The 23,620-nt window shown below is 47.6% G+C and carries 21 protein-coding genes; 14 read left to right on the forward strand and 7 right to left on the reverse strand.

The genetic code is table 11. The features are described 5' to 3' along the window. Window positions 1-5: 5 nt before the first annotated feature. From cheD to FJM67_RS09135, 4 genes are all read left to right on the forward strand, one after another. Entirely contained in the window at window positions 6-617 is a 612-nt protein-coding gene (gene cheD / locus FJM67_RS09120; protein WP_140588628.1) for a chemoreceptor glutamine deamidase CheD, read from the forward strand. An 18-nt stretch (window positions 618-635) separates the two neighbouring features. Continuing rightward, entirely contained in the window at window positions 636-1,661 is a 1,026-nt protein-coding gene (locus FJM67_RS09125; RefSeq protein WP_140588630.1) for a protein-glutamate methylesterase/protein-glutamine glutaminase, read from the forward strand. A 143-nt stretch (window positions 1,662-1,804) separates the two neighbouring features. Next, window positions 1,805-3,424 carry a sensor domain-containing diguanylate cyclase gene (locus tag FJM67_RS09130; protein ID WP_219845944.1) on the forward strand — a complete coding sequence of 540 codons (1,620 nt, stop codon included), beginning with the start codon at window positions 1,805-1,807 and terminating at the stop codon, window positions 3,422-3,424. Between the two features lie 251 nt (window positions 3,425-3,675). Continuing rightward, window positions 3,676-5,055: a peptidoglycan DD-metalloendopeptidase family protein gene (locus tag FJM67_RS09135; protein ID WP_235890024.1), complete on the forward strand. Its 1,380-nt coding sequence runs from the start codon at window positions 3,676-3,678 to the stop codon at window positions 5,053-5,055. Window positions 5,056-5,129: 74 nt separating this feature from the next. Here the strand turns inward: FJM67_RS09135 and hisA are convergent, their stop codons facing one another. Together hisA and FJM67_RS09145 are read right to left on the reverse strand one after the other, a co-directional pair. After that, on the reverse strand, window positions 5,130-5,894 hold the full coding sequence (gene hisA / locus FJM67_RS09140) for a phosphoribosylformimino-5-aminoimidazole carboxamide ribotide isomerase (RefSeq protein WP_140588632.1): 765 nt from the start codon (window positions 5,892-5,894) through the stop codon (window positions 5,130-5,132). Window positions 5,895-6,032: 138 nt separating this feature from the next. After that, on the reverse strand, window positions 6,033-6,377 hold the full coding sequence (locus tag FJM67_RS09145) for a carboxymuconolactone decarboxylase family protein (RefSeq protein ID WP_140588634.1): 345 nt from the start codon (window positions 6,375-6,377) through the stop codon (window positions 6,033-6,035). Between the two features lie 215 nt (window positions 6,378-6,592). Between FJM67_RS09145 and FJM67_RS09150 the strand changes: the two genes are divergently transcribed. The 6 genes from FJM67_RS09150 to FJM67_RS09175 all read left to right on the forward strand — a co-directional run bounded on the left by FJM67_RS09150 (window position 6,593) and on the right by FJM67_RS09175 (window position 13,580). After that, complete coding sequence (locus tag FJM67_RS09150; RefSeq protein WP_140588636.1) at window positions 6,593-6,913, forward strand: hypothetical protein; 321 nt, start codon at window positions 6,593-6,595, stop codon at window positions 6,911-6,913. Window positions 6,914-7,300: 387 nt separating this feature from the next. After that, complete coding sequence (locus FJM67_RS09155) at window positions 7,301-8,878, forward strand: cytochrome ubiquinol oxidase subunit I (protein ID WP_140588638.1); 1,578 nt, start codon at window positions 7,301-7,303, stop codon at window positions 8,876-8,878. A 1-nt stretch (window position 8,879) separates the two neighbouring features. Next, complete coding sequence (cydB, locus tag FJM67_RS09160; protein WP_140588640.1) at window positions 8,880-10,016, forward strand: cytochrome d ubiquinol oxidase subunit II; 1,137 nt, start codon at window positions 8,880-8,882, stop codon at window positions 10,014-10,016. Between the two features lie 68 nt (window positions 10,017-10,084). After that, a complete protein-coding gene (cydX, locus tag FJM67_RS09165; protein ID WP_140588642.1) occupies window positions 10,085-10,195 on the forward strand; it encodes a cytochrome bd-I oxidase subunit CydX in 111 nt (36 codons plus the stop codon). Window positions 10,196-10,198: 3 nt separating this feature from the next. Next, window positions 10,199-11,938, forward strand: coding sequence for a thiol reductant ABC exporter subunit CydD (gene cydD / locus FJM67_RS09170; protein ID WP_140588643.1), 1,740 nt, complete (start codon window positions 10,199-10,201; stop codon window positions 11,936-11,938). Continuing rightward, window positions 11,904-13,580, forward strand: coding sequence for an amino acid ABC transporter ATP-binding/permease protein (locus FJM67_RS09175; protein ID WP_140588645.1), 1,677 nt, complete (start codon window positions 11,904-11,906; stop codon window positions 13,578-13,580). The genes cydD and FJM67_RS09175 overlap by 35 nt, the downstream gene beginning before the upstream one ends. A 71-nt stretch (window positions 13,581-13,651) precedes the next feature. Here the strand turns inward: FJM67_RS09175 and FJM67_RS09180 are convergent, their stop codons facing one another. The 4 genes from FJM67_RS09180 to rnt all read right to left on the reverse strand — a co-directional run bounded on the left by FJM67_RS09180 (window position 13,652) and on the right by rnt (window position 18,723). Then, window positions 13,652-13,918 (reverse strand): YdcH family protein, encoded by a 267-nt coding sequence (locus tag FJM67_RS09180; protein ID WP_140588647.1) that lies wholly within the window; start codon window positions 13,916-13,918, stop codon window positions 13,652-13,654. Window positions 13,919-14,066: 148 nt separating this feature from the next. Then, window positions 14,067-17,540 (reverse strand): DUF748 domain-containing protein, encoded by a 3,474-nt coding sequence (locus tag FJM67_RS09185; protein WP_140588648.1) that lies wholly within the window; start codon window positions 17,538-17,540, stop codon window positions 14,067-14,069. Between the two features lie 3 nt (window positions 17,541-17,543). Further along, window positions 17,544-17,945 (reverse strand): YbaN family protein, encoded by a 402-nt coding sequence (locus tag FJM67_RS09190; RefSeq protein ID WP_140588650.1) that lies wholly within the window; start codon window positions 17,943-17,945, stop codon window positions 17,544-17,546. Between the two features lie 106 nt (window positions 17,946-18,051). After that, the gene (rnt, locus tag FJM67_RS09195) at window positions 18,052-18,723 is read right to left on the reverse strand and encodes a ribonuclease T (RefSeq protein WP_140588652.1); all 672 of its coding nucleotides are present in this window, start codon (window positions 18,721-18,723) and stop codon (window positions 18,052-18,054) included. 97 nt (window positions 18,724-18,820) lie between these two features. Here rnt and FJM67_RS09200 point away from each other — a divergent pair, with 97 nt between their 5' ends. The 4 genes from FJM67_RS09200 to FJM67_RS09215 all read left to right on the forward strand — a co-directional run bounded on the left by FJM67_RS09200 (window position 18,821) and on the right by FJM67_RS09215 (window position 23,115). Further along, entirely contained in the window at window positions 18,821-19,720 is a 900-nt protein-coding gene (locus FJM67_RS09200) for a flagellar protein MotY (RefSeq protein WP_235890025.1), read from the forward strand. Between the two features lie 114 nt (window positions 19,721-19,834). Then, window positions 19,835-21,064 (forward strand): argininosuccinate synthase, encoded by a 1,230-nt coding sequence (locus FJM67_RS09205; RefSeq protein ID WP_140588655.1) that lies wholly within the window; start codon window positions 19,835-19,837, stop codon window positions 21,062-21,064. A 180-nt stretch (window positions 21,065-21,244) separates the two neighbouring features. Next, window positions 21,245-22,150 carry a ribokinase gene (locus FJM67_RS09210; protein ID WP_140588657.1) on the forward strand — a complete coding sequence of 302 codons (906 nt, stop codon included), beginning with the start codon at window positions 21,245-21,247 and terminating at the stop codon, window positions 22,148-22,150. Window positions 22,151-22,170: 20 nt separating this feature from the next. Beyond that, the gene (locus FJM67_RS09215) at window positions 22,171-23,115 is read left to right on the forward strand and encodes a nucleoside hydrolase (protein WP_140588659.1); all 945 of its coding nucleotides are present in this window, start codon (window positions 22,171-22,173) and stop codon (window positions 23,113-23,115) included. Between the two features lie 42 nt (window positions 23,116-23,157). Here FJM67_RS09215 and FJM67_RS09220 read toward each other — a convergent pair whose 3' ends face one another. Beyond that, on the reverse strand, window positions 23,158-23,484 hold the full coding sequence (locus tag FJM67_RS09220; protein WP_140588661.1) for a hypothetical protein: 327 nt from the start codon (window positions 23,482-23,484) through the stop codon (window positions 23,158-23,160). Window positions 23,485-23,620 lie beyond the last annotated feature (136 nt).

The raw sequence follows: 23,620 nt of genomic DNA on the forward strand, positions 1-23,620 counted from the left end.
TACCCATGGCTCTGAGCGCTGCTGCTCGCGAACACTTAGCTACTCGCAAATACCACGATCGACAGTTTGACATCATGGCGGTAAAAGTACTGCCAGGTGAGTACTACGCCACTCAAGACGACGTGATGATCACAACACTGCTTGGTTCATGTGTGGCGGTATGTTTATATGATCCAAAAATTCATGCTGGTGGTATGAATCATTTCCTTTTACCTGAAGGTGACGCCAGTGATTTCCTATCTGAGTCGGGCCGCTATGGTGTTTACGCCATGGAGATGCTGATAAACCATTTATTAAAATTAGGAGCTCGTCGGGAGCGATTTAGAGCGAAGATTTTTGGTGGTGGTAACGTAATCAGAGGTATGACCCATAATAATGTGGGTGGTAATAATGCCGACTTTATTCAGACCTATCTGAAAAATGAGGGTATTCCTATTGAAGCATCTGATTTGCTCGATATTTACCCACGACGAGTTAACTTTTTTCCGGCCTCTGGACGGGTGATGATGAAGAAGTTGGTGAATCATTATGATAATGAGTTCATCAATGAAGAAATGCGCTATAAACAAGCGGTTACAAAAAGCCGTCAGGAAACTGGCGATATTGATTTGTTTTAATTTGGAACAAAGGAAGTCATGGAAACTCAGCCGATTCGTGTATTAGTAGTCGACGATTCCGAGCTTATTCGACGTATTCTAACTGAATTATTAAACTCCGATCCGACTATTAGGGTCGTCGGGGTTGCTCGTGATGCTTTTGAAGCCAAGGAACTGGTAACCAAACTGCAACCGGATGTGATTACCCTTGACGTTGAAATGCCGGAAGTGGACGGTATTCGCTTTCTTGAAGTTCTGATGAAGGCGCGCCCTACTCCGGTGATCATGATTTCTACGCTAACTAAAGCGAATGCTGATGTTACATTAAAAGCCCTTGAATTAGGGGCGGTTGACTACATCGCCAAACCTGTCATTGACGAAATTTCTGTTTTTAATCGCTATGCGAGCACTGTTATAAGGAAAGTTAAAATGGCAGCGGAAAGCCACGTAAGTAACCGAATTGGTATTAAACATCAGCCTAGTGTTGCTTCTATTCACGCTAATCGGGTACTCGCTATAGGTGCTTCTACTGGCGGAACAGAAGCCATAAAAGCCGTGTTGCAGCAACTGCCGGCGAAAAATTTTGCCGTTGTAATGACCCAGCATATGCCAGCGGGTTTCACCACCACTTACGCTGCACGTCTCGATAGAATTACCGACTTCACAGTAATTGAAGCTCAAGGTGGTGAGTTGATCAAACCAGGTCATGCATACCTTGCGCCTGGCAACCTGCATATGCGAGTTGTACGCAAGGGGAATCAGCTCTACACGGACGTATTTGATGGGGAAAAAGTCAGCGGACATCGCCCATCAGTTGATGTCTTGTTTGATTCTGTCGCCAAGGAGCTTGGCAAGCAATCGTTAGCAACGCTTCTTACCGGGATGGGCAGGGACGGTGCCGACGGTTTAAAGCGTATCCATGATGCTGGCGGGTATACCATCGCCCAAGATCAGGCCAGTTGTGTGGTATTTGGTATGCCACGAGAAGCCATTCGTCTCGGTGCGGCTAGTGCCGTGGTAGACTTGGATTCAATCGGGGCTCAGTTACTCGGTAAGCTTTCCTAATTCCAACAGAATTTATTTTTCTGAACCGTATGACGGTTAGATTACAAATACTTACTCCTGGTGTTCTGTTACTTGTTGCGAGTCAACAAATTACTTATTCAGGAACGTAGAATTACAGAATACTCCATGGATTGTTGAGCCCTATGCCTGTTGTTCGCTATTTCTTTCGCTTTGATCTGCGCCGCTTGATATTGGCCTTAACGGTAGTTAGTGTCTTGGTTACCCTCGGCAACAGTTACTACTCCATTTATCACGTACAGAAAAAGCTTCTTATAGAGCAGACTCTAGCTGCAAATCAGGTATATGCTACCAAATTAGCGGAGTCCGCCGATGTGATGCTCCGCTCTGCTGAAAAGGTCGTGGCTTATTCCGCGCAAACTTTGCAACAGCAGGGCATGAGTCAGAAACACATGGATGAAGAAGTGGCGCGTTTAGTCTCCCAAGCGGATATGTTCAACTCCGCTGTCGTAGTAGACGCCAACGCCACTATCGTAGCTGTGTATCCAGACACTTTGGCGCTGAAAAATACCCAGTTATCCCCAGCCTCACGGCAGTCTTTTGACCTTCGATTACCATTAATTACCAAACCGTTTTTTTCGCCATCGGGCAATACTTTAGTCAGCGTTTCCCACCCCATTTGGAGTTCTAGTGGCAGTTATCTTGGTTATGTATCGGGGACGATTTATCTCAATAAGTTAGGCTCGTTAACTAAGTTGCTACAAAGCCGTGATGAGGCCGGAGCCAGTTACTTCTTTGTGGTCGATGAAGATCGTACGTTAATATTTCATAGAGATTTGGCTCGAGTTGGCCAAACAGTGTCTGATAATCGATTTATTGATGAAGTACTGATGGGGCGCATTGGCCAAGGGCAAGGACTCAATAGTCAAGGAATTGAAATGATTGCAGGATATGCCCCAATTGAGTCTAGCGGTTGGGGTGTTGTAGCGCAAAGCTCGTTAGAATCCACTATGGTGGCGTTACGCCAGCAAATGCAGGATGTATTTATTCGAAGTTTGCCTTTGGCGCTGGTGACACTGGCAGGAATATGGTTGTCCGCTATGCTAATCGCGCGACCGCTACGACAACTCGCTAGTAACGTGGGGCGGGTAAACGACAAGGATCTACAACAACGTATTTTGGATATTCGCTCCTGGTATTTCGAGGCGACGCAATTAAAAATGGCGATCCTCCATGGCATTGGTCTCTTTAATGAGCGAATCCACAAGCTAGATAGTGACAGCAATACCGATCCTTTAACACGACTGTCGAATCGCCGAGGTATGCAGAAATACCTGGATGAATTTGCCGAAACTCATAGTGAATTTGCCGTGATTGCTTTGGATATTGATCACTTTAAGAAAGTGAATGACACCTTTGGTCACGGGGTCGGTGATATGGTGATCGCAAGACTAGCAGACATAATGCGTCGCCATGCTACCGATGGGGATGTGCTCTGTCGTATTGGTGGTGAAGAATTTCTGATGTTTCTACCCAATACCGATATGGAAGAAGCCCGCTACATTGCCGAAGGACTACGGCAAGACATCGCCGATAGCAAAATGCCTAAGGTGCGTAAAATTACTGTCTCCCTTGGGGTCAGTTTAGTCAAACCTCACCCAGACAATAAAGATATTGATATAGCGATAAAGAACGCAGACGCTGCCCTGTACCAAGCCAAAAATGATGGCCGTAACTGCACCCGTGTCTATCCCTTTTCTGTAGTGACTGGCATTGATGCAAAGGTATCTAACTTAGCTATTTGATAGGGCGAGTTTGCTTAAGATTATCGGACTCGCAATGTAAAGGTTCTTTGGATTGCTTAGCAAAACTGTCATTTTCATTCCATTTGCGGCAAGATGTGTCTCCAGAGTTGGGGCGTAGCTGCCAAGCTGGTAATATGTCTCCAATATTGATCAGTACGATCATAGACACTATTGGCAAAGTAGAAGTGATAAGTTAAGACCCTATGCTCCCATCCCAAAGGAAAATGCGCTGGCTGCCCCGTGGGCCACGATTGTGGATTCTGGTAATTGTCTCGGTATTTGTGGCTCTTTTGGCTGTTTACGAATCCTCGGTGCCAGTGCAAGACCGCCAAGCGGAGTTTGATGCACTGCCTTCAACTACTATCCAGCTACAGCCAATAGGTAAACAAGCCCCTACCGCTCCGGTGGCATTGCCTCCACTTATGCCTATTGCGCCAGCTCCGGTGGAACCGCAACCAGAAGTAGCCGATGATTTGGTAGCGGACCCACTACCTGCTCCTATGCCACCGGTTGTCTCCGTCGATCCAGTAGAAACAATCCAAGAATCGGTACTCAAACCCAAATTGGTGGAACACATTATCGAGAGTGGCGATACCCTCGAAGCCATTTTTGTGCGCTATGGCTTCCCGGTAAACACCCTCTACAATATTTTGGAAGCGGATCAAGAGTACTTGGTGCTAGAACCGTTACAAGTAGGTGATCGCCTCAATTTTGAGACCGATAAGCATGGCGAATTGGTCAAACTATCGCGCCGTATCGACCCGAGTAAAACCATTAGTTACGTTTCCCATGACAATGGTGGGTTTGTTTACGAAGAAGATGTAAAGCCAATCAGTTGGAGTCAGCTGACCCGTCATGGTGAAGTGAAGGGGAGCTTTTATGTATCGGCAAAACGCGCAGGTCTGAGTGACCGCAATGTCATGGTGGTGAGTGAACTGTTGAAAAATCGTTTCGATTTCCGCCGAGATTTACGGGCTGGTGATACCTTCGATGTGGTTCTCAAACAAGGTGATGTTGACGGTGAATTAGTCGGAGCAGAGATACTGGAAGCGGTTCGCATCAGTGTGCGAGGTAATTACTATCAAGCTTTTCTACACAGCGATGGGCGTTTCTACGACGAAAATGGGAATAGTCTGACACCGGCGCTACGCCGTTGGCCTACCTCCACTACTTATCGCATTAGTTCAGCTTTTAACCCAAGACGTATGCATCCGGTAACAGGTCGTCCTTCACCACACAATGGTACCGATATCGCCACACCTAATGGCACCCAGATATTGGCGACCGGTGATGGTGTGGTGACGCGCACGGCAGACCACCGTTACGCCGGTAAATACATTGAAATTGATAATATTGGTAAATACAGCACGCGCTTTTTGCACCTAAGTAAGATTTTGGTGAAAAAAGGCCAGCGGGTGAAGCGCGGGCAGGTCATTGCATTGAGTGGCTCAACGGGACGAGTTACTGGCCCTCATTTGCATTATGAGCTACATATTAATGGTCGTCCGGTAAATCCGATGACGGCGAAAATTCCGACTATGCAGGCAATCGCTAAAGATGAGCAAGTTGCTTTTAATAACAGCAAAAAACAATGGACGCAGATGATGGATGCAGGTGCTGTGTCTTTGTAGTAGCTTAATTGCTTAATCGTACACAACAAAAAGCCACCCAAGGGTGGCTTTTGCGTAGAACCTAAACTGGCAAGTTATTTTTGCTGATTCCAGCGTATGCACTCTTCGAGTGTCACCCCTTGACCACCGAAGATGTCTAGGGCGCTACCGATGGTTAAATCTACTGTGCCATTGGATAGGTCATGCACGCGTTTCAAATCTTCTAGGCTACGAGCTCCACCTGCATAGGTCACGTCAACTGGGCAGCCTTGTCCCAGCAATTTCACAAGATCTTCATCAATACCTGCTTGTAAGCCTTCCACATCGGCAGCATGGATAAGAAACTCATCACAGTGATTCGCCAATTCGATAAGATTATCCATGGTGACTTGAGTTGAGGTAACGGTTTGCCAGCGATCGGTAGCGATAAACCAGCCGTCTTCCGTGCGACGGCAGCTCAGATCGAGAACGAGTCGGTCTGTCCCTGTTTCTCGTTTGATTTTATCTAAGCGATCCCAAGAGAACTCGCCGTTCTCAAACAAGTAAGACGTGACAATTACATGGGACGCACCAGCATTAAGATAGTCCGATGCATTTTTAGCAGTAACGCCACCACCATATTGCAGTCCTTGGGGGTAAGCTTTAAGAGCGCTGATCGCTTCACGCCGCGTATCATCATCCTTGCCGAGGGCGATCACATGTCCACCGGTGAGTTGATGCTCTCGATATAGACCGGCGTAATAGGCTGCGTCGTATTGACTGACAAAATTCTCTTTGGCTCCAGCGTCATTTAGGCTACCGCCAACGATTTGCTTAACTTTCCCCTGATGCAGGTCGATACACGGACGAAACAGCGTCACAGATAACTCCATAATTCCTAGAAATAAGATAAGGATTGTAGCGCAACTTTTGAGAAGGCTAGAATGATAAAAGCAAATTTAATCGTTGCAGATCAAATTTGCTTTTATTTAGGGCATGATTACTTGTGATTGAGTGGCTTAGGCGGCAAGAAACTCATCCACAGCCGCTAGGGCCTGAGTTCCGTATATCACAGACGGGCCACCGCCCATCATGATCGCCACATCAATGGTTTCGATAAGCTCTTCGCGATTGGCGCCATGGCGCACTGCAGCGCGAACATGAGCAGCAATGCAACCGTCACAGCGAGCGGCTATACCAATAGCCACGGCCATCAACTCTTTGTGTTTAACCGATACCGCTCCTTCGCGCATAGCGGCTTTATGCATCGCCATAAAACCGTCCAATATTCCAGGTGCCGCCTGACGATAGGCCTTTGCTAGGGCATTTTGATCTGCTTGAATTTCTTGGTAACTCTTTGGCATGGGAGCCTCCTAATTAGTGAATGTGGTCTACCAAAGATTCTATAGTTTTTTCTAATTTAGTTTTTGTTTGATTTGTTGGTTGTTGATTTAAGGCAACGGGGGAATGATTTTAGATTTTCCAGCTTTGTCTGAAAGCGCCTCCTGCCCGGGGAAATGTTTGACTAAGCTAATATTCCTACTATGATGAACGCGCATTTTTACTGGTTGGGCACATTTTGCAGCATATTGTTTCCCGTTTCACCATTCTCTACCTTTACGCTCTATTGAGCTTTTGGGCGATCCCCATTGCTAATGGCACGGCCACGGGCGATGGCGCTTTGCGTATTTGTACGCTTAAAGGTGTGGAGATTGTTGAAGTCACTGCCGATGGCAATGTTCAGGAAAATAATTGTCCTTGCGTACAAGCGACCCACCTTGCTCATACTGCGGAATTGATTCCGAATCCACCCAGTTCACCCCAGTGTCTGGAGCGTTCCAGCTCCATTACGCTTGCCTCTTCACTGGCCTATTTTTCTCGGGCGCCACCCTTTATATAGTTTTTATTATGTAGGCAATAAACAATATGAATAAACTCGTTTTTACTTATTCCAAAAAGATATAAACTTATTCAATTTAGAGTTTACTAATTTAATCTGATTGGGTTTAATACTCTTTAGCCCTTTTATGACGTGGCTTCCAGCGATTTACAGACGTTATCAATAAGTGTGTAAATACTATGAAGCTATTTGCTAGATTTATACATAAATTATATTTATTGATCTGGGGCAACAAGTCATAAATGGTGCTAATGAATAATGACGGTGAACGCTGCATTCTACGGTGTGTATCGTCAAGAGTTAGGCGACAACAAACAACAAGAGCACACGGGTTGATGTGCCTGGCAAGCTGCCGCCCCCAATCAACTAGAAACATGGATTCAAACTATGATTAATGAAGCAGTTGTAGACCTCTCGCGGTTACAGTTCGCTCTTACGGCCATGTACCACTTTTTGTTCGTACCACTGACCTTGGGCTTATCGTTCTTGTTGGCAATTATGGAGTCGGTGTATGTGATCACCGGCAAGCAAATCTATAAGGATATGGTGAAATTCTGGGGTAAGTTGTTTGGTATCAACTTTGCTCTTGGTGTAACCACCGGTCTCACCATGGAATTCCAGTTCGGTACCAACTGGTCGTACTATTCCCACTATGTGGGTGATATTTTCGGTGCGCCACTGGCAATCGAAGGTTTGATGGCCTTCTTCCTAGAGTCTACCTTGGTCGGTTTGTTTTTCTTTGGTTGGGATCGCCTCAGCAAAGTAAAACACTTGATGGTGACTTGGGGGGTAGCATTAGGCTCGAATTTGTCCGCTCTTTGGATTTTGATTGCCAATGGCTGGATGCAAAATCCTGTAGGTTCCGAATTTAACTATCAAACCATGCGCATGGAATTAGTGGACTTCGGTGCTCTGTTACTTAACCCTGTGGCTCAAGTGAAATTCGTACACACGGTTTCTGCAGGTTACACCACTGGGGCAGTGTTCGTCCTAGCAATCTCTGCCTACTACCTGTTGAAGAATCGAGATCTCGCTTTCGCTCGCCGTTCTTTCGCGATTGCTGCAGCCTTCGGTTTGGCGTCATCCATTAGTGTCATCATTCTTGGTGACGAGTCTGGTTACGAGCTAGGTGAAGTTCAGCGCGTTAAACTGGCTGCTGTAGAAGCTGAGTGGGAAACCCACGAACCACCTGCACCATTTACGGTGATTGGCTTTCCTAATCAAGAGTTAGAAGTCACCGAGTACGCGATTCGTATTCCCGCTTTGATGGGCTTAATCGCTACCCGTTCCTTGGACGAGGAAGTGGTCGGTCTGAAAGATTTGAAAGAATACCACCGTCAACGCATTATCAATGGTATTTATGCCAACCAGTTGCTGGCTAAGTTACGTGCTGGCGATGAAGATCCGGTGTTGAAAGAAAACTTTGAAAAAGTAAAAGATGACTTGGGTTACGGTTTGCTAGTCACAGCTTTTACCAATGATTTCAACAATGTCACTGAGGAACATATCAACAAGGCGGTGGAATACTCGATCCCTCAAGTCGCTCCACTATTCTACGCCTTCCGTATTATGGTGGCAGCGGGCTTCTTTATGTTGTTGGTATTTGCCATTGCTTTCTACCAAAACGCACGTCGTCGCATTGGACAAAATCGCTTCTTCTTAAAAGTGGTGTTGTTCACGCTACCTATGCCGTGGATTGCCTCCGAAGCCGGTTGGTTTGTGGCAGAATTTGGTCGTCAACCTTGGGCCATCGGTGAAATCTTACCAGTTCATGCAGCTGTTTCCTCGTTAACGGCAGGAGAAATCTTGACCTCACTGCTACTGATGACTGGGTTATACACAGTGTTCCTGATTGCAGAAATGTACTTGATGATTCGTTTTGCCAAGCAGGGGCCGTCCAGTCTGCATACCGGACGCTATGACTTGGAAAAAGAAGCCGCGCAGTTAAAAGGTCAGGAGGTGTAACATGGATTACGAATTACTGAAAATCATTTGGTGGGTGTTGGTTGGCGTGTTGCTAATCGGCTTCGCCATTACCGACGGCTTTGATATGGGGGTCGGTAGTTTGCTCAACGTGATTACCAAAGATGATAATGAACGTCGTGTCATGATCAACTCCATTGCCCCCCACTGGGACGGCAACCAAGTTTGGTTTATCACCGCGGGTGGTGCGTTATTTGCGGCTTGGCCGGTGGTGTATGCGACGTCTTTCTCTGGTTTTTACTTTGCCATGGTGCTGACTTTAGCAGCATTGTTCTTCCGTCCGATCGGTTTTGATTACCGTTCGAAGCTGGAAAATAGTCAGTGGCGTAAATCTTGGGACTGGGCTATCGGCTTTGGTTCCGCCGTTCCGCCACTGATCTTTGGTGTGGCGTTCGGTAACTTGTTGCAGGGTGTGCCCTTCCAGTTCGATGAGTACCTACGTGTCACCTACACCGGTTCATTCTTCGCACTATTGAACCCTTTTGCCTTAGTCGCGGGATTGGTCAGTGTGATGATGCTGGCTACTCAAGGTGGTGCTTGGTTGAGCATGAAGACCGAGGGTGCGTTGTTGCGTAAGGTTCAAGCAGCGACCTTCCTTTCTGGGTTGCTAACAGCGTTGTTGTTTATCTTGGCAGGTGTTTGGTTAGCATTCGGTATCGATGGCTATGTCATTACCAGTGCCATCGATGGTAATCAAGTTTTAACCCCGGTCATGAAAACCGCAGAGGTCGCAACTGGTGCTTGGCTCGCGAACTACAGTAAGTTTCCACTATTGATGTTGGCTCCAGCATTGGGTATAGCCGGCATGGTGATTGCTGCACTAGCGGCGAAAAGTGGTAAGGGTGGCGTGGCTTTCTTAGCGTCCTCTCTTGGCATTGCTGGGATTATCTTAACCGCAGGTGGCTCTATGTTCCCGTTCTTGATGCCATCCTCCAGTTTCCCAAGCATGAGTTTGACCATGTGGGATGCCACTTCGAGCGAGAATACCCTGATGATCATGTTTGTAGTGGCCTGTATTTTTGTGCCGATTGTGCTGAGTTATACCGTCTGGAGTTACTTTGTTATGTTCGGGCGTTTAAGCAAAGAACATATCGAGAAGAATAGTCACTCCCTGTACTAGGTCGATGTGACTAACAACAAAAGTATCTGAAAGGGGCGGGCTTAGCGCCCGCCAAGAGGAGAAAAATTATGTGGTATTTTGCTTGGGTTTTAGGTGTGTTATTAGCCTGTTCATTTGGCATCATTAATGCTGTATGGCTTGAATTCCAGGGCTACGAAGGGGAAGCGGAACAGGATTAATCCATGCCCAAATCTCCAACTAAGGGGCGCGCCCAGCGCGCTCCTTTATCACCTGAAAAGACATTTCTTAATTTGTTGGCGACTGATCAGCAATCGACATTTCGACGGGTTCATCTTCTTGGGCTGCTGCAAAGTGTTTCTATCATGCTGCAGGCGCTCGGTTTTTCCCTATTATTAGCCCATCTGGTCTTACATCAGTCTCTCGATTTGTTTGGCAGTGGGTTGGCTATTACAGGTTTTGTGCTGCGTTATTTGTGCCAGTGGGGGCGTGAACTACTTAGTGCAAAAGCGAGCCGGGAGATTCGATTTCCATTACGCCAACGCTTGGTAAGCAAGCTTGCTCACCTGGGGCCGCAACGCCATAGGCTTGACGAGGACGCTGGCTTATCGACTAGGATTTATGAGCAAGTCGACGCGTTAGATGACTATTTCGCCCGCTATCTTCCGCAAACTGTCATGGTGGTGTTGATTCCAGCGGTGCTGCTAATTGCTACCGCCTTGGTGTCATGGATCGCCTTCTTTATCTTCTTGTTCACCGCTCCGCTTGTCATCTTCTTTATGATTTTAGTGGGGCATAAAGCCGCACAAGCCAATCGCAAGCAATTCGCGGTGTTAGCTCTGTTGTCGAATCAATTTCTCGATTTAAGCCGTGGCCTCAGTGAATTAAAAAGATTGGGAGCGGTGGATCAAGGTCGTGAACGCCTTGAATTTAGTGCCGATGCTTATCGCAAAAGCACCATGTCAGTATTGCGGTTGGCTTTTCTGTCGACAGCGACGTTGGAGTTATTCGCGTCAGTTGCTATTGCTATGGTGGCATTGTATCTGGGGCTGGGCTTGGTGGAGCAGTTGCCTTGGGCTCAAGGAAATACCCCCGTTCCGTTGCAGCCAGCCTTCTTCTTATTGCTGATGGCTCCGGAGTTCTACTTACCATTACGGCAACTCGGCAATGATTATCATGCTAAGCAAAAAGCAGAGGCGGCAGCCTCCCAGTTACTTGCCATTGATTCGGCCCAGCTCAGCAGTGCAACAAAGCAAGCTCTTGCTGTCAGTAGCCAAACTGATAACGCTAGGGTTTACTTCAACGCAGTAACTTGGACGCAAGATGGCAGGGTAAGGCTTGAGCAAGTGACCCAGAAAATTGCAGCGGGACAAAGAGTCTGGCTACGGGGACCATCTGGAGCGGGTAAATCAAGCTTGATGGCGCTATTGCTGGGTTTTGAGCAGCCTACTCAGGGCCAGATCTATATTGATGGTGAAATATTAGACGCTCAGCAGTTACCGAACTGGCGCAAACGTTTGGCATGGCTACCACAGCAAGCGGAATGGATTCAGGGAACCATTCGTGCAAATTTATTGCTTGGGCTCCCATCGGTGGATGAGACTGCAATCAATCGAGCTTTGGTGCTATCAGGATGTGACGAGTTTATCCGGCGTTTGCCTTTAGGTTTAGATAGTCAATTAACTGAACTGGGAGCAGGGGTATCGGGTGGCCAGCTACAGCGTATTGCTATTGCTCGAGCTTTGCTAAGTGATGCGGATGTTTGGTTATTAGATGAACCTTGTGCCAGCCTCGATCCGGAAACAGCGGAGGCGCTACTGAATACCCTAGATGAAGTGACGCAAGGAAAGACCTTGCTCATCATTAGCCATGATACTCATCCGGTGGTCTGGGCAGATGCCTATTGGATTATGAAAGGAGGGGAGCTATATGTCGAAACGCCGGACAAATGCGCTTTCTTTTAAACAGGTATTAGCGGCAAACTCGCTCGGGTTAATCATCGCCATCCTAGTGGGTGCGGTTGCTAGTATCGCGGGTATCGCTCTGCTGGGTATTTCCGGCTGGTTTTTATCGGCAGCAGGCCTTGCTGGTATGGTCGGTGGCGCTTTGGTATTTGATTATCTTACTCCCGGAGCCATGATACGCTTGATGGCAATATTGCGTACCGCCGGGCGCTATGGAGAGCAAGTATTTTCCCATGATCATCTATTACAGGTTCTGAAGCAGTTACGCTTGTGGGTTTGGGATCAGCGCGTCAGCGCGCCTGCTTGGCGTAGTCAGCGGCAGGCTCAAGGGGATTTACTACAACGCCTAATTGGCGACTTGGACCACCTTATTAAATGGCCATTGGCAGTAGTGATGCCGCGTATTTACGCCTGGCTAGTTCTCGCTCTCGTAGCTTTGTTTGCCTTTTGGTTAGCACCGCAGTTGTTGATTCCCATTGGGGCGTTAGGGGTGATCCAGCTGATGATTATACCTTGGTGGTTGCGGCGGCAAGTTACTTTACCGGTTTACCGACAGCAGGCACTAGCGCTACACCGGCGCCAGCGTTTCCTGAGTCTCATGCGCAGCTTGGTTACACTCACTATCCGTGGGCGCTGGCAAACCTATGCAAAACGACTGGATACCCTCGACCTACGTCAAAGGAATGATCAGGCTCGTATTCAGTTCTGGATGAGCACTGCGAGAGTTCTCGCTCATCTGACGACTCTACTATGTTTAATAACTTCTATTGCTTTGGTGATGACACCTAGCGCCAATGGTTGGCAGTTACAGCCAGATGTATCAGCCACCCTATTAGCTGGGTTTGTGCTGTTGCTACTTGGGGCGAACGAAGTACTGCAAATCAACCTAAATGGGCAAATAGCGGCGGCAGAGGCCAAACTCGGTCTGCACCGTTTGAATCAAATCGTGAGTGAAGAGGAAGCCATTGAATCCACATCTATTAGTGCTAGTCAGTGCCTCAATTTAGAAGCAGTGGCTGGAGTCTATCCCCAGGTGTTTGGTCCATCCCTGCTTGCTCATCAGCCTGTAACCGTCACTTTTGATTATGGCCATAACTATCGCCTACAGGGAGCCAGTGGTACGGGTAAGAGTACTTTACTCGGTGTTATTGCCGGTGACCAGAGCTATGAGGGACGCCTGTTGTGGGGCAACGAACTACTCAATCCGAGGCAGTCTGAATGGCGTAGGCAGCTTGCCTATTTGGCCCAACAGCCAGTGTTGTTTCAACAAACTCTCGGCGCGAATGTGCGTTTAGGGAATGAAGAGGTTAGTGACGAGGAAATCCGAGGATTACTGACTAAGTTAGGTTTGGGGGTTTGGTTGGATAGTTTACCGCAAGGGCTCGATACCTTGATAGGCGGACAGGGACGAAGTCTTTCAGGTGGTCAGGCGCGGCGTATCGCGCTAGCCCGTGTGCTATTACGTAGAGCGCCGATACTGATTCTAGATGAACCCTTTGATGGGCTAGATCGGGTTAGTATCAGTCAGATTTGTGATCTATTGGCACAGGGACCATACCAGCCGAAAATGCTAATTTATGCTAGCCATGTGGCGTCAGATCTAGATCACGATGTGACAACGATCAATTTAATGTCACCCTAGGAACTTAAAAGCTCCGGTGTATAAAAAATGGGAGCACTAGGCTCCCATTTTAGTACTTGGTGTTCTATCCGTTACACGGCTTGTGAATCGCGCTCGTGCTTCGCTTTTTTCAAGTAATCGTAAAGGGTGTCTTTTAATAGTAGACGACGCTTCTTAAACTCTTCTTCTTCCATAGTAGTCGCCAATACGATTTCTTGCTCCATGTTCTCAATTTCGCGAGTTAGGAAATGGTACTCGTCGAACAGTTTACGGAAATGGGCATCGCTCATCTTTAGCTCGTGAATCTCTTCCTTGAATTCAGGTAGCTCGTTTGCAAGGCTGTGGTTCTCTAGTGACATGGGTCTTTCTCCTATATTTTGTTTGCCTTATGAGCTAAGACTACGCCTATATGAGAGAAGTTAAATTGACCTTGGTCATGTATCGCGCCGTTGTCACTGATCAGTAAACACCGACTTGTATCAACTTTTCCAGATGCCAAGAAAGCGGCTAGAAATTCAACTCTACCCTTGGCCTATCGTCCTCTTGATCAAGCTCTGGTGCGCAAATATATAGGCGTGTTGACGAGATGCCTTGGGCGACTAGTTGTTGTTTCAAGGCTTGCGCACGCGCTTCTGCTAGACCGTAGAGTTGTTGGGTTAAGAGGTTTTCATTCCCTATGGTTGCGTCAGTCAGAGTTGGTTTATCGGCATTAGTGGCGTAGCCGCATAATCGTGCTTCACTGGCAGATTTATCCTGCATCAGTTTGGCTAACTCATCGATGTAGGCTTGCTGGTTAGCGTTGATATCACTACTACCCGCGTCGAACAGCAGCGGTTTAACACGAATACGCAGTAGCTGTTCCCCTGCAATTTGGGCAATGCTAACGACATTTGCATAGGGCACGAAGGTTTGCATAACGTAGCTGGTTGAGGCTTTGTAGAGTGCCTGTCTGATCGGTAACATCAGGAAGCTTTGTACCTGGAATTGCGGGTTATTGATGTCGCCTTTAAGGGGTACATCCAGTTCAATTACTCCATCCCCATCCTTTAGAAAATCTACCGCTAGGTTGAGAGGAATGGCTCCCACTTGCATCACTTTGCCGGAGTTTACTTCGCTGCCCAAGTCTAGTGAGCGCAGAGCAATTTGCGTTTGTCCGTTTAGTTCACCTGATTGAGAAGATAACACCAGCTGCATATCCAACTGGCCAGAAGCGATTTTGTAGCCAAGCACGTCAACCAAATAGGGTGAGAAAGGTGGCAGCTCAGCCTCATTGACATTGACCTTGAGATCTATGTCTAGTGGTGTTTTAAAAGGAAATAGGCTGCCGCTGGCGGTAAGTGTGGCATAGGTGCTGTTGGTTAGTCCGACAGTAAATTGGGTAGGTTGATCTGGCAGCTCAGAGTTTATATCTGTCACTTCAAATTGTTGAATCTGCACATCATTGCGTAGCACCGGCGTGACACTTTGATCGGTAAGCTGTAGGCGGCTAGCCCCCAAAACTCGAATCTTACCGACCTGTAGGGCCGGTGCCATAGCCGTATCCGACGCTTCTAGCGGTGCTTGGGTAGGTTCGGTTGACGTCTCTTCCTCGATCTTTGACTGCACCGGGAGAGTGACCAGATTATTTAGAGTGCCATCTGGGAGAATGTCGATCGTACTATTTAGGTCGATAATATCGAGACTGTCCACTTGAATTTTGGCTGGTGTAACTCGGATATTATGAGCTTCTAATTCACCGACGTTCACAAGAGGGATACTTGCTGTCTGAACCTGTGACAAAGCAAGGCCGGATAGCAGCTGAGAGTCGAGTTGAATTGACCAGTCTTGCGCAGACCAATTGAGATCCTGTAGTCGCGTAGTAGATTCCGTAAGGGATACTAATTTATCGCCATTTGGCTGAAGGGCTGCAAAGTTGTTGAGGTAGGTGGTTGCCTGTTTCAGCACCACATGTAAAGGCGAGTCCTGACCTTGTTGAACGTTAAGTAGGTCCCACTTTAGGGTGAATAGGTCACTTGTCCCGTTGATTTCGGCGGTATTGAGCCTTAGATCTCGCCATTCACTTTGGTAGTCCGCTAGGCTGACGGAGAGGCTATTGTTTGACTCATCTGCAGCTTGCAAGTCAGTCTTGATGCTCAGTCCAGAAAGGCTTGCTTGAGTATCATTTTGTTGCAGGGATAAGTCTGACAGAGAGGTGTCCAATTGGGTTGTTAATGACCATTGGGGCGACTTGGGAACAGAATTTACCACACCGCTGCTATCGGTTAGGTCAGTTTGCCAGTGTTCGTAAGCCACCGATTGATTGGTGCTATTCAGTGCTACCCCTTGGCTTAGTAAACTAATCAAGCTGCTGGAAAATTCGGTCTGCAGTGCTTGTTGTGACAGGTTGATGCCTTCCGTTAGTAAATCAAGCCTGTCAGCCTTTAATTGGCTGTCATCATAGGTCGCTATGACTTGGTCGATCTCGCTACGTAGACTTCCCTGTAGGGACAATCCGGTATCATTTTGTTGCAACACAAGATCAGGAGACGATAAATAGATCGCAGCGATGTTTGTCTCGGCACTCGGAGAATCCGTACTTTGGCTGTTGAGTTGGATTTGCTGAATCTGGGAGAGTAGTTTCTCTAGCTGCAACTCCGTCAGATTAGGGGCGATTGTTCCGCTGCTCAGTACACTGGATATGGCAAAGGAGGCTAGGCTGGCTTGATTAATACCATCGGTTAAGTCTGCGTTTTTCAGATTTAGCGCAGCAGTATCCAAGTTGATCTTGGATTGGTTGCTAGCCAGATCCAAGGTGATCTGATTACTGCCGAAGGCAAGTTGCTGCAATCTCAACTGATTCTCTTGGTGCTTTGCGTTTAGCTCGTTAAGCTCAGCCGAGAAATTTAGCCATTCAACTGACGAACTATTTGGAGTGAATTGAGAGTGAACGAGGGAGTGGAAATTCGCCTGTTGCAATTCAAGATTTGTCGTATTGTCTGATTGGAATACCAGTCCAGTAACCGCTAGATTGGGTCTAAACTTCAAATCCAGTACATCTTTCGATTGTAAAACGTGTACTGAGGAGACCAGTTCGGCCTCAGGTAGTTCTAATGACAGCTCACCGGTTAGATCCTGGTAGGTAATATTTTTAGCATTTAACTGGGTGCCCGTGCTGCTTAATGCAACCGCTAACTCTGATTCACTTTGATCAAGCACAAGTTCAATAGCAGCGGTTAGTGCAACGTTTCCACTTAAATGACCAAACTGTGTCTCTATCCATGGTGCCCAATCCGCCAAAGGGATTTGCAGTCTATTATCGAGACCATCAAGACGAATCTGGTTATGACTAAAGCGAATATCGCCTAAGCTATTAAAGGTGGAATTCTGGTTGACGCGCAAATCTAGCTGATAAGAGGCATCACCGCTAGCATTAACTAAGTCGTAATGGGCGTTGCTTACTAGGGCTTTCTGCAGTGTAGCCGTCAGCTGCCGATGCTCTTGGTCATGGTAAATGACTTGGATGTCCTTTAAAGACATGGCGTCGAGTTGCATGGCGAGATTTAGCGGATCGGTCGCAGCGGTACTGGATTCCCGGGGCAAACTGGAGTTTTCACTGGTAGGAAGTGCAAAGCCAGCGACCATAAAAGCGTCAGCCTGCTGCTTGATAGTGAGTTGCAAGCCTTCTACCTGAACTTGTGAGATGGTTAATTTATCTTGTAAGAGCTCAGTGGGACTGAGTTCCAGGTAAAGGGTTTTCAGTGATGTCTCTGGTTTCGACGAGTCACTTGATGTGGGTGATAGGCGCACATCATCCGCAATCAAGGCGAGTGGAAACAGATTTAACGTAAGCGTTTGAAAAGATAACTTAAGACCATGATCAGCAAGATAGTGATTGGCCCCGAAGCGGGCAATGCTAGGCAAGGCAAACCATAGGATCAACAACCCAGCCAAGAGGCTTGCTATTATCCCTGTTAACAAGCGCCTTAAAATCGTTGATCCCATTGTCTACCTCTTGTTGTCCTCATCGTGAAGAACCGTCTCATTTCGCAAGGGCATACGCAGTAAATGCCAACTCACTGCTGTACCAATGGCAATCAGACCAACTGTGGCCCAAAAACGCCACACTAATATCATCGACAGCCCCATACCGCACCACATAAAAATCAATGCTCGGTTGCGAGTTTTACGGGGAATACCGTCAGCTGACTGCCAGTCCCGCACGATCGGGCCAAAATACTTATGGTTAAGCAGCCAATCATGGAAGCGCTGGGACGACTTTGAAAAACACCAGGCGGCTAACAAAACTAGCGGTGTGGTAGGCAACAAAGGAACGAAGATGCCAATAACACCGGTAACTAAGGAAAACCAACCTAAGGCCAGATACAAGTACCGCTTAATGCCAGTCACTAGGATTTACCCGAACACAATTCAGGGACTGCACCACAAAGCCTGACGAATAGTATAAAGGGCATGGCTAGTCTCAGTTGACAAATAAGGTGCAGTAATCGAGGGATTACTGCCCACTAGCAAAAATATCTGACATGGTTGGCTCACTATGTTGATTGGTGGCCATGGCCCAACCGCCAAGGCGTTTCCAGCTATTGACGATATCACAAAACAATTCTGCCGTTTTCTCGGTATCATACTTAGCACTATGGGCTTGGGAATTGCTGAAGGCAATGCCAGCTGCTTCACAGGCTTTCGCTAACACGGTTTGACCATAGGCCAACCCCGCCAAGGAAGCCGTGTCGAAGCTAGAGAACGGATGAAACGGATTGCGCTTGATATCACAGCGTTCAATAGCGGCATTTAAAAAGCCTTGGTCGAAAGCTGCATTATGGCCGACCAAAATAGCACGCTTGCAGCCTACGGATTTCAGCTCCTTACGCACCTTTTGAAACATTTGCGTCAAGGCTTCTTTTTCATCAATCGCATCACGATCTGCGGCAAACGGATCAATTCCAGTGAAATCTAAGGCAGATTTTTCCAGATTTGCGCCAGCGAATGGGGTAATGGCGAACTCCATGGTTTCATGAACATACAACTCGCCATTGTCATCCATGCGGATGATACTGGCAGCGAGTTCTAGAAGGGCATCGGTTTTTGCATTAAAGCCAGCGGTTTCAACGTCGATAACAACAGGTAAGTAACCGCGGAACCGATCTTTGATTGCATGATTTGACAAAAGAGGATCCTTAATTCTGCCACTTGCTCAGAAAAATTTAGGTAGATAAGATCGCATGATAACACACATAAATAGACCAGAACGAGAACTCTTCAATATGGTCCCAGTGCTCCCCAAAGCTATATTCTGCCTACTACTGGGCGGCTTGCTTGCTGCTCCTGCAAGCGCGCTCACCCGTTATCAATCCGGTATTGAGGATTCGGAGTGGCGCCTATCCGGTGATATTTTTGCCTGTACATTACGGCATCGCATCCCTCATTTTGGTGAAGGCGAATTCATCAAGGAAGCGGGGGAGCCGATGAAATTCATCCTGAACCCGGAAAACGAAAAAATGGGGCCGGGGCAAGTATTTATCCTCGCCCAAGCGCCCAGCTGGATGCCGGGACTATCTACTGAAACCTTGGATGTTTTGCCATATCCAGGTTATGGCTTGACCGTCGAGGTTGGCGGTAAAGTGGCCGAGCGAATGCTTACCTTCCTTGATAATGGCCGTCATCCAGTTGTGGCGGGTACTGCGTGGGAGAACAACGGTGAAAACGTTGAAGTAGCATTAAGCAACATCAACTTTGCTCCCGCCTACAACGAGTTTCGCCGTTGTATGGCTTCGTTACTACCTGTGAACTACGATCAGATCGCTCGGACGGCGGCCTTATTCCCGAGTAATGCATCCGACCTTACAGATCGTATTAAGCGGCGATTGGACCTCGTTGCTGTCTACGTCGCGGCGGATCCGACGATTGAATACATTTACATCGATGGCCATACGGATTTAATCGGTAGTCGTCGGGATAACCGAGAGCTATCCAAACAAAGGGCAGAGAAAGTCACCGCTTATTTGCTGGAAAAAGGCGTGCCGCCGGAAATGATTGTTTCCCGTTATCATGGTGAACGCTATCCGGTTGCGACAAATAACAACGCGGATGGTCGCGAGCGGAACCGTCGGGTAACAATCCGCTTAGAACGTGCCAACCCTAACGTGAAGTCGCTTTCTGAGTAGTTCTGCCCTTGCTTAGCGCTGGGCGAAAATTTACACTAGGCGCCTATTTTGAAATTCATATAGCGTGCAGACACTGTGCCTGCGCGCCTCATCCCGTTAAGGAGAATCGCAATAATGTCTGACGTGAAGAAGGTAGTGCTTGCCTACTCGGGCGGCCTAGATACTTCTGTTATCGTGAAGTGGCTTCAAGAAGAGTATCAGTGTGAAGTGGTAACTTTTACCGCTGACTTGGGTCAGGGCGAAGAAGTGGAGCCAGCTCGCGCGAAAGCTCAAGCGTTGGGCGTTAAAGAAATCTACATCGAAGACCTACGTGAAGAATTCGTACGTGATTTCGTATTCCCAATGTTCCGTGCGAACACCGTATACGAAGGCGAATACTTACTAGGTACTTCTATTGCACGTCCCTTGATCGCTAAGCGCTTGATCGAAATCGCAAACGAAACCGGCGCCGATGCCATCTCTCACGGCGCAACCGGTAAAGGTAACGACCAAGTTCGTTTCGAGCTAGGTGCTTACGCACTTAAACCCGGCGTTAAAGTAATCGCACCTTGGCGTGAATGGGATCTGACTTCCCGCGAAACCCTAATGAACTACTGCAAAGAGCATAACATTCCAGTTGATTTCTCTAATGCGAAGAAGAAATCTCCGTACTCAATGGATGCTAACCTGCTACACATCTCTTACGAGGGTGACTTGCTAGAAGACCCATGGGCGACAGCGGAAGACGATATGTGGCGTTGGTCTGTTTCTCCGGAGCAAGCTCCTGATGAAGCGACTATCATCGAGCTTGGTTTCGAAAAAGGCGATGCTGTTTCTATTAACGGCGAGAAGATGTCTCCTGCAACTATCCTTGAGACACTTAATAAACTGGGCGGTGCCAACGGTATCGGTCGTGATGACCTAGTAGAAAACCGTTTCGTTGGTATGAAGTCTCGTGGCTGTTACGAAACCCCAGGGGGCACTATCCTTCTGAAAGCGCACCGTGCTATGGAGTCTATCACTCTAGACCGTGAAGCAGCACATTTGAAAGACGAGATCATGCCACGCTACGCGAAAGTCATTTACAACGGCTTCTGGTGGTCTGAAGAACGTCGTATGCTGCAAGCCTTGATCGACGCTTCCCAAGAGTTCGTAACTGGCTCTGTACGTTTGAAACTGTACAAAGGCAACGTCATTGTTGAAGGCCGTGAATCACCATACAGCTTGTTCGATAGCAAAGTTGCGACTTTTGAAGACGATGCTGGTGCTTACGATCAGAAAGATGCGGCAGGCTTTATCAAGCTAAATGCTCTGCGCATGCGCATCGCGGCTCAGAAAGGTCGTACCTTCCTAGACCGTAAGTAATAGATACGACTTTAGGTATTGCGTAAAACGCTTGTCTCACTGAGACAGGCGTTTTTTTTCGCCATAAATATCCATAATTGGTTGCAAAGCTATCCGTCAGTTAGGATAAATACCAACAAATAGGTGATTTTTTTGACTCTTTGGTTAATATTGTCTGTCCATTGAAAAATAGGTGACCCCATGACGGTTTTTAACATTGGCTCGATCAACATCGATCATTTGTATCAGGTTGGTCATTTTGTGCGTCCCGGTGAAACGTTGGCCTCCACCCAATACCAGCAATTGCTTGGCGGTAAAGGGGCAAATCAGTCCATTGCCATTGCCAGAGCTGGGGGGCAAGTATGTCATGTGGGAGCCGTTTTTCATGGTGATGACCAAGTGCTCCACAGTTTGAATAATCATGGTGTGGATACTAGCTTGGTGGCGAAAACCGATACCCCAACGGGTCACGCAATTATTCAGCTAACCCCAGAGGCGGAAAACGCCATTATTCTTTACCCCGGCGCCAATCACTCCCTGACCCAAGAGCAAATTAGCGGAGTTCTTGCACAAACGTCCGTTGAAGATTGGGTATTGCTGCAAAATGAAACCAACCTCGTTCTAGAAACATTACAACAGGCCGCAGCCAGTCCTGCCCAAGTCGCATTTAACCCTGCTCCTATGGATTTGGAACTGACCCGTGCAGCCTTGTCATATATCGATCTTCTAGTTGTGAACGAAGTGGAAGCCATGGATTTAACTCGTACAGAAACCATAGAGGCGGCCACCACAGCGCTGGAGCAGGACTTTCCGCAGCTCTCTATTTTATTAACATTGGGTAAGGATGGCGTACGCTATATTAGCCATGGCCAAAATGACTTTGTACCGGCATTCAAAGTAGAGGCAGTGGATACGACAGCGGCAGGAGATACCTTTATTGGTTTTTATCTCGCCGCCTTAAGTGAAGGCAAAGCCCCTAATGCTGCCATGACCATAGGTTGTGCCGCTTCTGCATTGTGTGTGACCCGCCTTGGTGCTGCCGATGTGATCCCAACCAGAGATGAAGTAAATCAGTTTTTAGCAGAGCATCCGACTGCTTCCTTATAATTCGTCTACAGGAAACCTCCATGACACGTAAAATTATTATCGACACCGATCCCGGCATTGATGATGCGATGGCGATCTTATTTGCCTTTCAATGTTCGGAGCTAGAAGTGCTTGGTTTAACCACAACGTACGGTAATGTTCCGGTAGAAATTTCTACGAAAAATGCCATTACCTTAACCGAGATCGCCGGTGTGAACGTACCTGTGGCTCAAGGTGTGGCGGTGCCTTCAGTGATTGCTCCCCGTCCGTTCCCCGATTTTGTCCATGGCAAGGATGGTTTTGGCGATATCAACTACCCAGATCCAAAAGGCAGTGCCCATGCCTTATCTGCCGCAGAATTTATTATCGAGCAGGTGAAAGCCCACCCAGGGGAAGTCACTATTGTTGCGTTGGGGCCATTGGGAAATTTGGGGAAAGCATTGGAACTGGCTCCAGAAATCGCCGATTTAGTGGATGAAGTGGTACTGATGGGCGGCGCGGCGAAAGAGTATGGCAACGTCTCGCCGGTGGCAGAAGCGAACATCATCAACGACCCCCATGCGGCGGATAAAGTGTTCACCGCTCCATGGCAAGTAACCATGATTGGCTTGGATGTTACCCACCAGGTTTGCCTAGGCAACGATGTGTTGGAGCGAATTCGTGCCAAAAACCCAAGCCAAGGTGGCTTCCTTTACGATTGTGCTCAGTTTTATATCAACTTTTATAGCGATCGTTTTAACATGGATGGTTGCTACTTCCATGATGCTTCGACCATTGCCTACGTACTTGATCCGAGTATTTTCGAAGTCGAACTGGGAGCAGTACGCGTGGCCTGTGAAGGTATCGCCATGGGACAGACGATTTTCCGCCCCGAGGGTGTCAGTTACCCGGAACCTCACTGGGATAATATGCCTGTGACTCAAGTGTGTATGGAAGTGGATGGTGAGCGGATGCTCAAGCTATTCGAGGACAAGCTATCTGCCTAGATAGAGTCGATAGACAATAAAAAAGCGCCATTTGGCGCTTTTTTAACTATGAGCTTTGATAAAGTCGGCAATGAAGGATTTCTCTGCTTCGCCAATACTATGGAACTTTAGCGTAATGTAATGCTGGTCATGCTCGTTGAGAACGTCCAATATGGGGTCGCAGATAGTCTTAATCAACATAGTGCGGCCTTCGTGCATGGCCTGTAATTCGAGCTTAACCAATTTTGAACCTTGTAGACCAAATGGAGATTCTACTTCGATACTGGTTTTGGTTAGATGGGTACAGTGAACTGCCATGGACTTACCATTAGTCAGAAACATGGTACCTGTCCAAAAACAACGTACTTTAACTGGGCCAGATTTGCTCATTGATTCACCTGTGTGCTGTGAAAAAACGTCTTTATGATCAATCCATTATAGAGCAAAGGCGGCTTGAAGCCAGCTTTTCCAGACGCGAATACGCGCCCAAAAAAACGCCATCTGCCGCAAGCTGGCTAGATGGCGC

Source organism: Maribrevibacterium harenarium (assembly GCF_006385675.1).
Taxonomy (GTDB): domain Bacteria; phylum Pseudomonadota; class Gammaproteobacteria; order Pseudomonadales; family Marinomonadaceae; genus Marinomonas; species Marinomonas harenarium.

Excerpts from the sequence above, each read along its gene's own strand:
- cheD (WP_140588628.1), top strand. The coding sequence starts at position 6 with ATGGCTCTGAGCGCTGCTGCTCGCGAACACTTAGCTACTCGCAAATAC.
- FJM67_RS09125 (WP_140588630.1), top strand. The coding sequence starts at position 636 with ATGGAAACTCAGCCGATTCGTGTATTAGTAGTCGACGATTCCGAGCTT.
- FJM67_RS09130 (WP_219845944.1), top strand. The coding sequence starts at position 1,805 with ATGCCTGTTGTTCGCTATTTCTTTCGCTTTGATCTGCGCCGCTTGATA.
- FJM67_RS09145 (WP_140588634.1), bottom strand. The coding sequence starts at position 6,377 with ATGCCAAAGAGTTACCAAGAAATTCAAGCAGATCAAAATGCCCTAGCA.
- FJM67_RS09155 (WP_140588638.1), top strand. The coding sequence starts at position 7,301 with ATGATTAATGAAGCAGTTGTAGACCTCTCGCGGTTACAGTTCGCTCTT.
- cydB (WP_140588640.1), top strand. The coding sequence starts at position 8,880 with ATGGATTACGAATTACTGAAAATCATTTGGTGGGTGTTGGTTGGCGTG.
- cydX (WP_140588642.1), top strand. The coding sequence starts at position 10,085 with ATGTGGTATTTTGCTTGGGTTTTAGGTGTGTTATTAGCCTGTTCATTT.
- cydD (WP_140588643.1), top strand. The coding sequence starts at position 10,199 with ATGCCCAAATCTCCAACTAAGGGGCGCGCCCAGCGCGCTCCTTTATCA.
- FJM67_RS09175 (WP_140588645.1), top strand. The coding sequence starts at position 11,904 with ATGTCGAAACGCCGGACAAATGCGCTTTCTTTTAAACAGGTATTAGCG.
- FJM67_RS09180 (WP_140588647.1), bottom strand. The coding sequence starts at position 13,918 with ATGTCACTAGAGAACCACAGCCTTGCAAACGAGCTACCTGAATTCAAG.
- FJM67_RS09185 (WP_140588648.1), bottom strand. The coding sequence starts at position 17,540 with ATGGGATCAACGATTTTAAGGCGCTTGTTAACAGGGATAATAGCAAGC.
- FJM67_RS09200 (WP_235890025.1), top strand. The coding sequence starts at position 18,821 with ATGGTCCCAGTGCTCCCCAAAGCTATATTCTGCCTACTACTGGGCGGC.
- FJM67_RS09205 (WP_140588655.1), top strand. The coding sequence starts at position 19,835 with ATGTCTGACGTGAAGAAGGTAGTGCTTGCCTACTCGGGCGGCCTAGAT.
- FJM67_RS09210 (WP_140588657.1), top strand. The coding sequence starts at position 21,245 with ATGACGGTTTTTAACATTGGCTCGATCAACATCGATCATTTGTATCAG.
- FJM67_RS09215 (WP_140588659.1), top strand. The coding sequence starts at position 22,171 with ATGACACGTAAAATTATTATCGACACCGATCCCGGCATTGATGATGCG.
- FJM67_RS09220 (WP_140588661.1), bottom strand. The coding sequence starts at position 23,484 with ATGAGCAAATCTGGCCCAGTTAAAGTACGTTGTTTTTGGACAGGTACC.